Here is a 12407-nt window from a genome sequence, read left to right as displayed (position 1 = left end):
GAAATCGGCGGCACGTCTGTCCACTTTCGATTAGTTCGCCGGTTCTGAATGAGGGCTTAGGCCGGGGCTGCGCCAAGCATGCCCGGTAGGCTAATCGTGCTCCTGTTGTCACGCTCCCGCTAGACCTTGTTGAGGCGGCGCTCTTGGAAATGCGCCGGCACCTCCAATGCATGTCACAGAAGGCCAACTGCTATGACAGCGCCCCGCTGGAGAACCTCTTCGGACACCTCAAAGAAGAGCTCTGCCACCATCTCCGGTTCCTCAACACTGATGCACCGGCAGCGCAGCTGAAGGGATGCATCCGCTGGTACAACACCGAAAGGATCCCGATATAGAGCGAGGGCCTGAGCCCGGTGCAATACCGTGCTCAGGCCCTCGCGGCTTAGGCTCTCACACTGGGCCAGTCCAACTTTCGGGGACCAGTTCAGGATGGGAGGCCGGCATCTTCGTGGCTCTTGTGCGCCTCGCGGACTTAGTCGCGGGTGAGGCGGCGGTGCGTGACGCGGTGCGGCTTGGCCGCGTCCGGGCCCAGTCGCTCCACCTTGTTCTCCTCGTAGGATTCGAAGTTGCCCTCGAACCAGTACCACTTGGACGGGTTCTCCTCGTCGCCTTCGTAGGCGAGGATGTGGGTTGCCACTCGGTCCAGGAACCAGCGGTCGTGCGAGACCACGACGGCGCAGCCCGGGAATTCGAGCAGGGCGTTTTCGAGGCTGCTGAGGGTTTCGACGTCGAGGTCGTTAGTCGGTTCGTCAAGGAGCAGCAAGTTGCCGCCCTGCTTGAGGGTCAGCGCGAGGTTGAGGCGGTTGCGCTCACCGCCGGAGAGTACCCCGGCCTTCTTCTGCTGGTCCGGGCCCTTGAAGCCAAAGGCGGCCACATAGGCGCGCGACGGCATTTCGACGTGGCCGACCTGGATGTAATCGAGGCCGTCGGATACGACCTCCCACAGGGTCTTGTTGGGGTCGATGCCGCCACGGCTCTGGTCGGCGTAGGAGATCTTGACCGAATCGCCGATCTTCAGTTCGCCGCCATCGAGCGGCTCGAGGCCCACGATGGTCTTGAACAGCGTGGACTTGCCGACGCCGTTCGGGCCGATGACGCCGACGATGCCGTTGCGCGGCAGGGTGAAGGACAATCCGTCGATCAGCGTACGGTCATCGAAGCCCTTCTGGAGGTCTTTGGCCTCCAGCACGAGTCCACCGAGGCGCGGTCCCGGCGGGATCTGGATCTCTTCGAAGTCGAGCTTGCGCGTGCGGTCCGCCTCGGCAGCCATTTCCTCGTAGCGGGCCAGACGGGCCTTGGACTTGGTCTGGCGGCCCTTGGCGTTGGAGCGTACCCACTCGAGTTCCTCGGTGAGGCGCTTGGCCTGCTTGGCGTCTTTCTTGCCCTGGACTTCCAGGCGGGCGCGCTTCTTCTCCAGGTACGTCGAGTAGTTGCCCTCGTACGGGTACAGGTGCCCGCGGTCCACTTCGGCGATCCATTCGGCCACGTGGTCGAGGAAGTACCGGTCGTGGGTCACGGCGAGGACGGCGCCGGCGTAGCTGGAGAGGTGCTGTTCAAGCCACAGCACGCTCTCGGCGTCGAGGTGGTTAGTGGGCTCGTCGAGCAGCAGCAGGTCCGGCTTCTGCAGCAGGAGCTTGCACAAGGCCACGCGGCGGCGCTCACCGCCGGAGAGCAGGGTGACGTCAGCATCGGCCGGCGGGCAGCGCAAAGCGTCCATGGCCTGTTCCAGCTGGGAATCGATATCCCAGGCATCGGCCGCGTCAATTGCTTCCTGCAGCTGTCCCATTTCCTCGAGGAGGACATCGTAGTCAGCGTCCGGGCTGGCCATTTCCTCGGAGATCTCGTTGAAGCGCTGGATCTTGCCGTAGATTTCACCCACGCCTTCCTGGACGTTGCCCAGGACGGTCTTGTCCTCGTTCAGCGGCGGCTCCTGCAGCAGGATGCCGACCGAGTAGCCGGGGCTGAGCCGGGCCTCGCCGTTGGAGGGGGTGTCCAGACCCGCCATGATCTTCAGAATGGTGGACTTACCGGCACCATTCGGGCCGACAACGCCAATCTTGGCCCCCGGGAAGAAGGACATGCTCACGTCATCGAGGATGAGTTTTTCGCCGACAGCCTTACGGGCCTTGGTCATTGTGTAGATAAATTCCGCCATGCCTACAAATCTAGTGGTTCGGCCGGGATAACTCACATTCCACCAACCCCGGATCCTGCCTTTTGCGACGCCGGACTGACACCGCCGGACGGTCCCCTTCCAGTCAGGGGCTGTCCCGGAAAGGTCTGCGACGCTGTCTGGGACACAGTCCGGTACACGGCCGGGGACGGCCCAGCCCGGCCCGGCCCCGGGCGTCCGCCGTCGCCGTTTGCGGATCCTGGCGACGATTCAGCTGGGGGCCAGCGGACGACGGTCCCGGGCGCATCCTGGCGTGTTTCACCGGACTGCACCACCGCCGTGTCGTGCTAACCCCACGCGGCCATTCCGCGGCGCCCCGCCATCCGCGGGATTCAGGCGGCCCCCTTTAGCTCTCCGGTCTCCTGGTCCACCTCCTCTTCCTCGCCGCTCGCGTCATTGATGAACGTCTCGTGCTGCTCGCCGTCGGCGTCCCCGTCGGCGTCCCCGTCGGTGTCCCCCTCGCCTGGGGCCTCTGCCTGCGGGCCGCCGCCATCACCGTTCCCGGCGCCAAACGCACCCTGTGCGGCGGTCCCGGCGGCCGGCTGGGTTCCGGCTCCGGCCGAGCGGGTGAAGTTGGCAGACCCCCACATGAGGTCGTGGCCGACGGACTCGGCATCAATTTCGGCGTCGTGGTAGATCCGGCCGTCCTTTTCCCAGCTCCGCATCTTGAGCCTGCCTACGACGATGACCCGCTGGCCTTTCTTGACGCTGCAGCCCATGTTGCCGGCCAATTGCCGGTAGCCCTGGACAGTGAACCAGTTCGTGTTGCCATCCACCCAGGTGCTGGAGGCACGGTCGTACCGGCGGGCGGTGGCACCGAGCCGGAAGGACGCCGTTGCCACGCCGCCGGGGGTGGTGGAGCTTCTGATCTCCGAGGCGACGAAGCCGCGGACCGTAAGGTTGTCACTCATTCTCATGTCCTGTCTCGAGTTGTGGTGCCCTGACGGGCAGTTCCAGCATCCCGCCGGGGACAGCGGCCCGGGAGGGGCCGACTGTGCCATGTGGAAAACCGGGCACCGCCGGCGGTGCCCGGAAAACTGCGGGCGTCGCCCCCGCGGGATCCGGCGGCCACTGTCCCCCGGTATGGGACAGGCCGTCGGCAGGCTTTGACCGACACCGGGCGTCGGGCACTGTAAACTTTTTGAGGCGTCCCCCGGCAACAGCCGGCGGTCACCACGTGCCCCAGTAGCTCAGGGGATAGAGCAGCGGCCTTCTAATCCGCCGGTCGGGGGTTCGATTCCCTCCTGGGGCACAAAAGTGCGGCTCCGGGCTGCGTCCGCAGCCCGGAGCGCCACCAATGGCGGCAGCACCTCCGCGTCGCCAACCCGCAGCCCCCACCGTGACCGCTCCGGCCAGGCGCGCTGCCGGTCCAGCCCGCCCCACACCGCCGCTGTCCGGGCCTTAAATCCACTTGTTGTGCTTGAACGTCAGGTACAAGACGCCGCCCATGCCGACCATGAGCCCCATCGCCATCGGATAACCGAAAGGCCAGTCGAGCTCGGGCATTGCCCGGAAGTTCATGCCGTAGATGGATGCGATCAGCGTCGGGGCAAAGAGAATCGCGGCCCACGAGGAAATCCGCTTGACCTGCTCGTTTTGTTCGAAGCTTGACTCGGTCAGGAGGCGCATCTCGTCATTTTGCCGCTGGGCCACAAGGGCCGCGTTGACGGCCAACGCATTTTGCAGCAGGGCGCGGAACGCCGCCACGCGCTCTCCGAGCCGGAGGGCGTGGTCCAGGACGTCACGGAAATGGTCCTGAAGCTCAGGATCCGGCACTCGGTCGGGGCCGCCGGCCATAAGTGTTTGCAGGATTCCGGACAATGGCGCCGTCGCACGCTGGAACGTGATGACCTGGCGGGACAGTTCATAAATCCTGCGCGACACCCCGGGATCGGCGGCGAAGAGGTCGTCCTCGATTTCGTCGATGTCGTTCTCCAGCCCGGCGGCCACCGGCTCGTATTCGTCCACTACCTGGTCCAGAATCGCATACAGGACCGCGTCCGGTCCGAGCGCCAGGAACTCCGGTTCGGACTCCATGCGCCGGCGCACCTTGGCCAGATCAGGGGACTCGGCCCGGCGGACAGTCACCACGAAGTCCGGACCGGCGAAAACATGGATCTCGCCAAACTCGACCTTCTCCACATCGTCCAGATAGCGGGCGGGCCGCAGCACCAGGAACAAGGTCTCGCCATAGTGCTCCAGCTTCGCCCGCTGGTGGCCTGCGAGCGCGTCCTCCACGGCCAAGTGGCTCAGGTCGAACTCCTCGGCCACCGAACGCAGTTCTTCCGGTTCTGGCCGGTAGAGCCCTATCCAGGCCATGCCCTGGCGCTGCCGAAGAAGAAAGTACGTTTCCTCGAGGTCTTCCGGATCGGCGGTCCGGCGACCGTCCACATAGACGGCATTGTCGATGATTGTCACGGCCGCGCCTCCTCATCAAGGCTTTCCCTTGGCTGTGACGTTATACCGTGCCCGGTCCGGTGCCAACAGTCCCGAATCTCAGGCCCGCAAGCTGCCGCGGCCCACCCCGCTACCGGCGCACCCCCACCCATCAGCACGCTTAGTATTGAGTGGACAGGCGGGCCACCCGGGACAACCCGGTCGCCCTGCCCGCAACTCGAAAGGTACGGCCGCCATGACCCAGACACCCGGCAGATTCGATCCCAGTAATCCCGACGACGCCCTCCACTCCGAGCACCCGGCGGTCGATGACGCCCGGGCCGGGTCCCCTCGGCCCGGCTACGGTGCCGAGGCCCCGGCCGGCAGCCCTGATCTCGCTTCCGGGGCCCCCGCTGCCGCGCCGATGGCACCGCAAGCGGACGCGTCCCGCGCCGCAACGCCGGAAACGCCTCCTCCTGCCCCGGAAACGCGCCAAGTGACCCGTGCGGGAATGGTCTGGGCAGCAGTTGCCTGCGCGCTGGTGGTGCTGATCCTGCTCATTGCCTTCATCCTGCAGAACCAGGAATACGTGCAGGTGAAGTTCTTCGGACTCGAAGGCTCGGTCCCGCTCGGCATTGCCCTGTTTATCGCGGCAGTCGGCGGCGGTGTGCTGGTTGCGATCGCCGGCGCCGCCCGCATCATTCAACTGCGGCTCGCCGCCCACCGTCAGCGCGTCAGCCGACGGACCAGCCCGGACACCCGCACGCGCTAAAGCCGGCAGGCAATACCGGCGCCGCGTCGGCCGGGACGGGGCGGAATAAGGGCAGCTTCAGGGCCGTGTCAGGGCCGCGTCAAGGCAGTGTCAGGATGACGGGCCCGTCGGCGGTGATGGCGACGGTGTGCTCGCTGTGCGCAGCGCGGCGCCCATTCGCGGAGCGGAGAGTCCATTCGTCGTCGTCGTGGTAGTAGTCATCCTTGCGGCCCAGAATCAGCATCGGCTCGATTGCGATGACCAAACCCTCGGTCAGTTTGATGCCGCGGCCCGGCCGGCCGTCGTTGGGCACCGGCGGCTCGGCGTGCATGGTCCGGCCGATCCCGTGGCCGCCGTGGTCCGCAAGCAGCCCGTAGCCGGCCCGCCGCGCCGCGCCGCCGATCGCGTAGGCGAGGTCCCCCATCTTGTTCCCGATCCTCGCCGCCTCGATCCCCCGGGCCAGGGCGGCGTCCGTGGCGTCGATGAGGGCCTGGTCCACCGGGTCCGGGGTGCCGACGATGAAACTGACGGCGGCATCGCCGCACCAGCCGGCCAGGAATGCCCCGCAGTCCACGCTCAGCAGGTCCCCGTCCTGCAGCCGGTAGTCGTTGGGGATGCCGTGCACCACGGCGTCATTGACGCTGGTGCAGATGACGCCGGGAAACGGAACGGATGCCCACCGCGGGCGGTAGTTCAGGAACGCCGGCGTGGCACCGGCGTCGGCAATGGACGCGGCCGCGACCCCGTCCAGTTCCTTGAGTGAGACGCCGACGGCGGCGGCCTCCCGGACCCGGGCCAGCGTGTTGGCGACGACGCGGCCAGCCTCGCGCATCAGGGCAATCTCTTCGGGACTCTTGATCATGGACATGCGGTTTCCTTCCGGCGCGGAGCCTCGGCGTGCTGGCTTCAACTCTAATCCCGCCGCAGGATGCCTACAGTGGCTTCATGGTCAACACGGAACTGATTGAGGCGATCCGCGGCCGTCTGCGGTCAGCGGCCGACTCAGGCCGCGCCGCCGGGGCCCAGGCCTACATGAAATCCCAGCTGCCGTTCCTGGGCGTGCGGGTTCCGGAGGTCCGCAGGATCGTCAAAGCCGCTGCCGCAGACCACCCGCCGGCCTGCCTGGCGGATCTGCAGGACACCGTGCTCGGATTGTGGCGCAACGCCGTCTGCCGTGAGGACCGCTACGCCGCGATCGAGCTGACCGGGCTGAAGCTCGCGGCCGGGGAGCTCAGCATGCTGGACCTGTACGAGGAAATCATCCGCACTGGCGCCTGGTGGGACCTCGTGGACGGGGTCGCGCACCGGCTGGGCGCGCTCTTGCAGGCACACCGGACAGAACTGGGCCCGATCCTGACCCGCTGGAGCAGGGACAATGATCTCTGGATTCGGCGGGCCGCCATCACGTCACAGCTGGGGGCGAAGTCCGCGACGGACACGGCCCTCCTCGCCGCCGTGCTCGAGGCCAACCTGGATGATCCGGAGTTTTTCATCCGCAAGGCGATCGGGTGGGCGCTGCGCCAGTATGCCAGGACGGATCCGGAGTGGGTGCGGGCGTTCGTGCAGCGGCACCGGGATCAGCTCAGTCCGCTCTCGCGCAGGGAAGCGCTCAGGAGGCTGGCGGCCTAGTCAGAATCAGCCCTAGATGATCGGCCGGGTGGTCACCGGCTCGTCCGACTTGCTGAACAGCAGCTTGGTCTTGGGATCCAGGAAGATCAGGTACAGGGCAAACAGAAGGGCGATGATGGCCGCGGCGTTGCGGGCCAGCGCCAGCGCCAGGCCCAGGTCCGCGGCCTGCAGGTACGGGAAGACATCGAGCTGGTCCGAGATCGCATAGACCATGAAGAAGGACACGATGAAGTAGAGCGCCTTGACCTGCCAGTCGTCGCGGATGCCGGTGACGGCAAACAGCGGGATGAGCCAGACGATGTACCAGGACTGGATCATCGGGGACAGCAGCACGACGGCGGCGAACGCGAGGGTGAGCCGGCGCATCAGGCGGTCGTAGTCACCGCGGAAGATCTGCCAGGCGACGACTCCGACGGCGAGGAGCTTGCCGGCGTCGAACGCCCATTTGGCGAGGCCCCAGCCGTCGAGCCCGAACGCGTTGGAGATGGTGGCCACGATCAGGCCCATCAGGCCGACGGGCGCGTACCAGATCCAGATGCTGCCCGGGGCGGACAGCCCGTTGATCCAGCCGAAGCCGAAGCCGTTGACCCGGCTCATGAGATACAGCAGGGCCAGGCTGATGCCGGCAGTAAGGCCCCAGAAGACAAATTTGCGCGGCCAGCTGGCGTTCTTCCCCGCCCAGAGCAGGCCGATGAACGGCAGGAAGACGATGGTGATGGGCTTGACCGCGATGGACAGCGTGACCAGCACGATTCCGCGGATGACGCGGCGGGTGGCGCAGTAATACAGGCCGGCCAGGGCCAGCCCGATCATGAGCGAATCGTTGTGCACGCTGGCGATAAAGTTGGTCAGGAACAACGGGTTGGCGGCGGTCAGCCACAGGGCCCTGGTGGGGTTCACCCCGTGGAGTTCGGCCAGCTTGGGCACGTAGATCACGCACAGGACGATTCCCACCAGCGCCGCCATCCGGAACAGCATGATGCTGCCTTCCGGGTGCACATGGGTGGCCCAGACCACGAACTGTTCGATCCACAGGAAGAGCTGGCCGTACGGGACGGGAGCTTCGGTCCACATCCTGTCCGCACCCAGCTGGAAGTAGTTGGACAGCGCAGAAATGCCGTTTTCGTAGGGGTTGAATCCCTCCACCATGAGCCGGCCCTGGCCAATGTAGGCGTAGACGTCCCGGCTGAACAGCGGCACGGAGAACATCAGCGGCAGGCCCCACGCCACCGTCGCCTGGAGCGTGGCCTTGCGGGCCCCCTCTCCCCAGACCCGGACCCGCTGGCCGAGCCGCAGCCAGGCGCGGACCAGCAGCATGCCGCCGAAGGCCAGCAAGACAATGGACAAGGCCACGCCAATGGCCTCGGTGCGCATCCAGATGAACAACGGGACGCGGCGGAGCTCGGAGACGGGGGCGAGCCAGCCGACCCCGATCGACCCGATGGCCATGAACAGCGAGCCCAGGAACCCCGCAAGGATTGGCGACCGGGGGTTGTCGACGTCGTCAGCGCCGGCCGCCGGAGTAACACCGGTCGGAGAAACACTGGTCGGAGACGGACCGGACGGAGAAGCACCGGATTTGGATGGACCGGACGTTGACGCGCGGGTGATACCGGCAGCCGTTTCCCCCGCCGCAGGCACAGGCGCCGTCATGTCAGAATCGTCCAATCTGTTGTGGGTCAAAGTTCCGCCCACAGCCGGCCGAAATATCCGGCCCGGGGCGCCGCGTTGACGAAATAAGTTGACGAACTAAATCGACGGCCGCGTATCCGAAATCCTAGCACCGGACGGCTCTGTGGCGTCGGAACGGTAGGCTGGGCGGGTGCCTATAACTAACGAACGCATCGTCTGGATCGATTGCGAAATGACCGGCCTTGACACCAAGAACGACGCCCTCATCGAGGTCGCCGCCCTGGTGACCGATTCGGAGCTGAACATCCTGGGTGACGGCGTCGACGTCGTGATCAAGCCCGACGACGCTGCCCTGGCCCAGATGAACGACTTCGTCCGGGACATGCATACCCGGTCCGGGCTCCTGGCTGAGCTCCCGAACGGCAAGACGATGGCCGAGGCGCAGGCCGCAGTGCTGGAGTACATCAAGAAGTGGGTGCCGGAGCCCAAGAAGGCCCCGCTCGGCGGCAACTCCGTCGGCACCGACCGAGTGTTCCTGGTGCGTGACATGCCCGACGTCGTGGAGCACTTGCATTACCGCGTCATCGACGTGAGCACCATCAAGGAACTCTCCCGCCGCTGGTTTGCCCGGGCCTACTTCCAGTCCCCCGCCAAGCTCGGCGGGCACCGCGCACTTGGCGACATCAAGGACTCCATTGACGAACTCCGTTACTACCGCGAGGCGGTGTTTGTCCCTGCGCCGGGTCCGGACAGCGCCACGGCGCAGAAGATCGCCAAGCGCGTCATGGGCGGCGACGCCGCGGAAACGGCAGGAACCGAGCCGGCCAAAAAGTAATCTGCACCACGTTTCGCGGAAAATTTCGGCGAAATACGCAAAAGTGGCGAAACCACCCCCGAACAACAGGTAAGCTATTTGTCGTTGCCTTTCCAGCCAGCCGGTTCGCCGGATGGCGACGATAAGCACATGGTGGGCGTAGCTCAGTTGGCAGAGCGCCTGGTTGTGGTCCAGGAGGTCGCGGGTTCAACCCCCGTCGCTCACCCTCATGAAGGACGGCAGTGATTGTCCGACCTTTTCCAAAGGCCGCACCGGTTATCCGGTGCGGCCTTTGTTGTCTGTGCACATTGTCGGTGAAATGTCGTTGTCATTGGAAGGAAATGCAGTGAAGCGCAAGCTCTTTGAAGAAGACCACGAGATGTTCCGTGAGATGGCCGCCGAGTTCAACGTGCGCGCGGTGGCCCCTCACTACGCCCAGTGGGACGAAGAGCACATGATGTCCCGGGAACTGTGGTCCGCGGCCGGCGAACAGGGCCTGCTGGGCCTCGCCGTGCCGGAAGAGTTCGGCGGCATGGGAATGGACGACTACCGCTTCCGGGCCGTCCTCGACGAGGAATTCGCCAAGAGCAACCACCTCGCCGTCGGCCTCGCGTTCCACCTGCACGACGACATGGTCCTCCCCCACCTGCTGGCCTACGGCTCCGATGACCTGAAGGCGCGCTGGCTGCCGGCCATGGTCTCCGGCGAAACGGTCACCTCGATCGCCTGGACCGAACCGGGGGCCGGCTCAGACCTCCGCGGCATCCGCACCAAAGCCGTGCGCGACGGCGACGACTGGCTGATCAGCGGCCAGAAGACGTTCATCGGCAACGGCATCTCCGGCGACGCCTCCCTGGTCCTGGCCCGTACCGACGGCGGCTCCGGGCGCGGAAACCACGACTCGTTCTCGCTCTTCATGGTCCGGAAGGGCGAGGGCTACAACACCGGCAAGCAGCTGGACAAGATGGGACTCAAGGCCTCCGATACCGCGGAACTGTTCTTCGACAACGTCCGCGTCCCGCACGCCGACCTGGTGGGCGAGGAAGGCAAGGGCCTGCAGTATGCGGCCGAACAGCTCCCGCAGGGCCGCCTGGCGATCGCCGTGGCCAGCTCCGCCGTCGTGCGCGCCGTTTATGAGGCGACCGTCAGCTACACGAAGGACCGCAACGCGTTCGGCGAACGCATCATCGACTTCCAGAACAGCCGCTTCGAACTCGCCGATATCCTCACGGAGGTCGAGGTCACTGAGACGTACGTGGACCAGGCCATCCATGCCTTCAACGCCGGTGAGCTCGATGCCGCCGGCGCTGCCCGGGCCAAACTCTGGGCCTCCGAGCGGGCCAAGTCCGTCACGGACCGCTGCCTGCAACTGCACGGCGGCTACGGCTACATCATGGAGTACCCGGTGGCCCAGGCCTACCTCGCCGCGCGGCTGCTGACGATCTTCGGCGGCACCAACGAAATCATGCGCGACGTGATCGGCCGCTCCATTGCCGGCTGACCCGTCCTTTTCCACCAGCATCCCCGAGGAATCTTCCTGACATGACCGTCCTGCCCATCACGATCTGGGGCGAGCCCGTGCTGCACCGCCGGGCCGCCGAAGTCGAAGTCTTCGACGACGAGCTCCGCACCCTGATCGCCGACATGTTCGAGACCAACGACGCCGCCAACGGCGTCGGGCTGGCAGCCCCGCAGGTGGGGGTCGGCAAGCGGCTCTTCGTGTACAAGTACGACAACGACGACGGCGCCCCGCCCGCCGGCGTCGTCGTCAACCCGGTGTTGACCCTCTCCAAGGTCTCCGGGGCCCTGCCGGACCCCGATGAGGAAGAAGAGGGCTGCCTGTCCTTCCCCGGCGGGCAGTACCCGCTCAAGCGGGCGGAATGGGCGAGGGTCCAGGGCTTTGACGGGGACGGAAAGCCGGTGGAATTCGAGGCAACCGGCTGGTTTGCCCGGGTGATCCAGCACGAGTACGACCACCTCGACGGCAAGCTCTATGTCGACCGGCTGCTCGACCGCTATTCGCGCAAAGCGATGAAGCAGGCCAAGCGGAGCGGCTGGGGCGTGCCGGGCCTGACCTGGATGCCGGGCGTGGACCCGGATCCGTTCGGCCACTGACGCCGGCCACAGACGGCCGTCAGTGAACGGCCGTCAGTGACCGGGCTGTGCGCGGATTCTCCCCACCTTTGACATCGGCGCGCAGGAATTCGACGGCGGTTTAGCGGGACGCGCCGCCGGCGGGTTTCAAAGGTGGGGAATCTCAGCGGAGATCGCCAATGCCGACCGCATTTCGGCCCGCAGACGTGAACCCGGCCGGCTAGCTCCCCGGCGTGCCGTCGACGGCGGCCAGGATGGCGGCGCCGAGCTCGGCCGGCTTGGTGAACTGCGGCCAGTGACCCGTGGGCAGATCCACATAGTCGACGTCCCGGATGCGGCCGAGTTCGGCGACGAACGGGTGGCCGCCGGCGATCATTTCCGTCAGCATCGAGGTCGGGAACTCGCAGGCGATGATGGTGGCCGGAACCTCGTAGCGGCGTTCGTCCTTGAGCTGCTGCCGGTCCTGGGCCACGCCGCGAGGCTGCGGGATGGCGCGGGCACGGAACATGGCGCGCAGATCATCGGTCAGGTCGGTGAGGTCCGCGTCCTCGAACAGCTCCCACGGCGGCAGCGGCAGCTCGTCGCCGTCGGCCGGGAGTTCGTCGTTGATGACCCCGCCCTCCCCGAGCGGGCCGCTGTCCACGTAGATGGCCCGGGCCACCCGGTCCGGGCGGGCATCGACGGCGCCGTGGATGATGGCCCCGCCGCCGGAGTGGCCCACAAGGACGACGGGCGCATCGAAGGAATCGATTTTCGCCACGACGGCGTCGATGTGGGTGCGCAGGCCGATTCCGGCGCGCGGCGCATCGGCCGACTCCAGACCCGGCAGCGTCAGCGGGTAGACCTTATGCCCGGCCGCGGTGAGCGGCGGCGTGACCTCCTCCCACGACGAGGCGTCCAACCAGAATCCGGGTACGAGGATGATGTTCATGCCGGTA

General features: G+C 66.3%; 12 protein-coding genes and 2 tRNA genes. 8 read left to right on the top strand and 6 right to left on the bottom strand.

Annotated features, from left to right (window positions below):
* The first annotated feature begins 170 nt into the window (after positions 1-170).
* Complete coding sequence (locus C8D78_RS00195) at positions 171-335, top strand: IS3 family transposase (protein WP_167467813.1); 165 nt, start codon at positions 171-173, stop codon at positions 333-335.
* A gap of 137 nt (positions 336-472) precedes the next feature.
* On the opposite strand, the gene ettA is transcribed toward C8D78_RS00195, so the two are convergent.
* Positions 473-2155: an energy-dependent translational throttle protein EttA gene (ettA, locus tag C8D78_RS00190; RefSeq protein ID WP_120949899.1), complete on the bottom strand. Its 1683-nt coding sequence runs from the start codon at positions 2153-2155 to the stop codon at positions 473-475.
* A 350-nt stretch (positions 2156-2505) separates the two neighbouring features.
* Positions 2506-3084, bottom strand: a complete 579-nt coding sequence (locus C8D78_RS00185) for a single-stranded DNA-binding protein (protein ID WP_120949898.1) — start codon at positions 3082-3084, stop codon at positions 2506-2508.
* Positions 3085-3352: 268 nt separating this feature from the next.
* On the opposite strand from C8D78_RS00185, the gene C8D78_RS00180 reads away from it, so the two are divergent.
* Positions 3353-3425: transfer RNA gene (locus C8D78_RS00180), tRNA-Arg, on the top strand.
* A gap of 149 nt (positions 3426-3574) precedes the next feature.
* Here C8D78_RS00180 and C8D78_RS00175 read toward each other — a convergent pair.
* The gene (locus C8D78_RS00175; RefSeq protein ID WP_120949897.1) at positions 3575-4591 is read right to left on the bottom strand and encodes a magnesium and cobalt transport protein CorA; all 1017 of its coding nucleotides are present in this window, start codon (positions 4589-4591) and stop codon (positions 3575-3577) included.
* 214 nt (positions 4592-4805) lie between these two features.
* On the opposite strand from C8D78_RS00175, the gene C8D78_RS00170 reads away from it, so the two are divergent.
* Complete coding sequence (locus C8D78_RS00170; protein WP_120949896.1) at positions 4806-5321, top strand: LapA family protein; 516 nt, start codon at positions 4806-4808, stop codon at positions 5319-5321.
* Positions 5322-5400: 79 nt separating this feature from the next.
* Here C8D78_RS00170 and map read toward each other — a convergent pair whose 3' ends face one another.
* Positions 5401-6168 (bottom strand): type I methionyl aminopeptidase, encoded by a 768-nt coding sequence (gene map / locus C8D78_RS00165; protein WP_120949895.1) that lies wholly within the window; start codon positions 6166-6168, stop codon positions 5401-5403.
* 77 nt (positions 6169-6245) lie between these two features.
* Between map and C8D78_RS00160 the strand changes: the two genes are divergently transcribed.
* Positions 6246-6929, top strand: a complete 684-nt coding sequence (locus C8D78_RS00160) for a DNA alkylation repair protein (RefSeq protein ID WP_120949894.1) — start codon at positions 6246-6248, stop codon at positions 6927-6929.
* 12 nt (positions 6930-6941) lie between these two features.
* On the opposite strand, the gene mptB is transcribed toward C8D78_RS00160, so the two are convergent.
* Positions 6942-8582, bottom strand: a complete 1641-nt coding sequence (mptB, locus tag C8D78_RS00155; protein ID WP_208641827.1) for a polyprenol phosphomannose-dependent alpha 1,6 mannosyltransferase MptB — start codon at positions 8580-8582, stop codon at positions 6942-6944.
* Positions 8583-8751: 169 nt separating this feature from the next.
* On the opposite strand from mptB, the gene orn reads away from it, so the two are divergent.
* The 4 genes from orn to def all read left to right on the top strand — a co-directional run bounded on the left by orn (position 8752) and on the right by def (position 11490).
* Entirely contained in the window at positions 8752-9396 is a 645-nt protein-coding gene (orn, locus tag C8D78_RS00150; RefSeq protein WP_120949893.1) for an oligoribonuclease, read from the top strand.
* A gap of 132 nt (positions 9397-9528) precedes the next feature.
* A tRNA-His gene (locus C8D78_RS00145) sits at positions 9529-9601 on the top strand.
* Positions 9602-9721: 120 nt separating this feature from the next.
* The gene (locus tag C8D78_RS00140; RefSeq protein WP_208641826.1) at positions 9722-10876 is read left to right on the top strand and encodes an acyl-CoA dehydrogenase family protein; all 1155 of its coding nucleotides are present in this window, start codon (positions 9722-9724) and stop codon (positions 10874-10876) included.
* Positions 10877-10917: 41 nt separating this feature from the next.
* A complete protein-coding gene (def, locus tag C8D78_RS00135) occupies positions 10918-11490 on the top strand; it encodes a peptide deformylase (protein WP_120949892.1) in 573 nt (190 codons plus the stop codon).
* Between the two features lie 199 nt (positions 11491-11689).
* On the opposite strand, the gene C8D78_RS00130 is transcribed toward def, so the two are convergent.
* The gene (locus tag C8D78_RS00130) at positions 11690-12400 is read right to left on the bottom strand and encodes an alpha/beta fold hydrolase (RefSeq protein ID WP_120949891.1); all 711 of its coding nucleotides are present in this window, start codon (positions 12398-12400) and stop codon (positions 11690-11692) included.
* Positions 12401-12407: the final 7 nt, after the last annotated feature.

Source organism: Arthrobacter oryzae (assembly GCF_003634095.1).
Classification (GTDB): domain Bacteria; phylum Actinomycetota; class Actinomycetes; order Actinomycetales; family Micrococcaceae; genus Arthrobacter; species Arthrobacter oryzae.
Note: the sequence above shows the minus strand (reverse complement) of the source record. Positions and strands in the feature narration are given on the sequence as shown.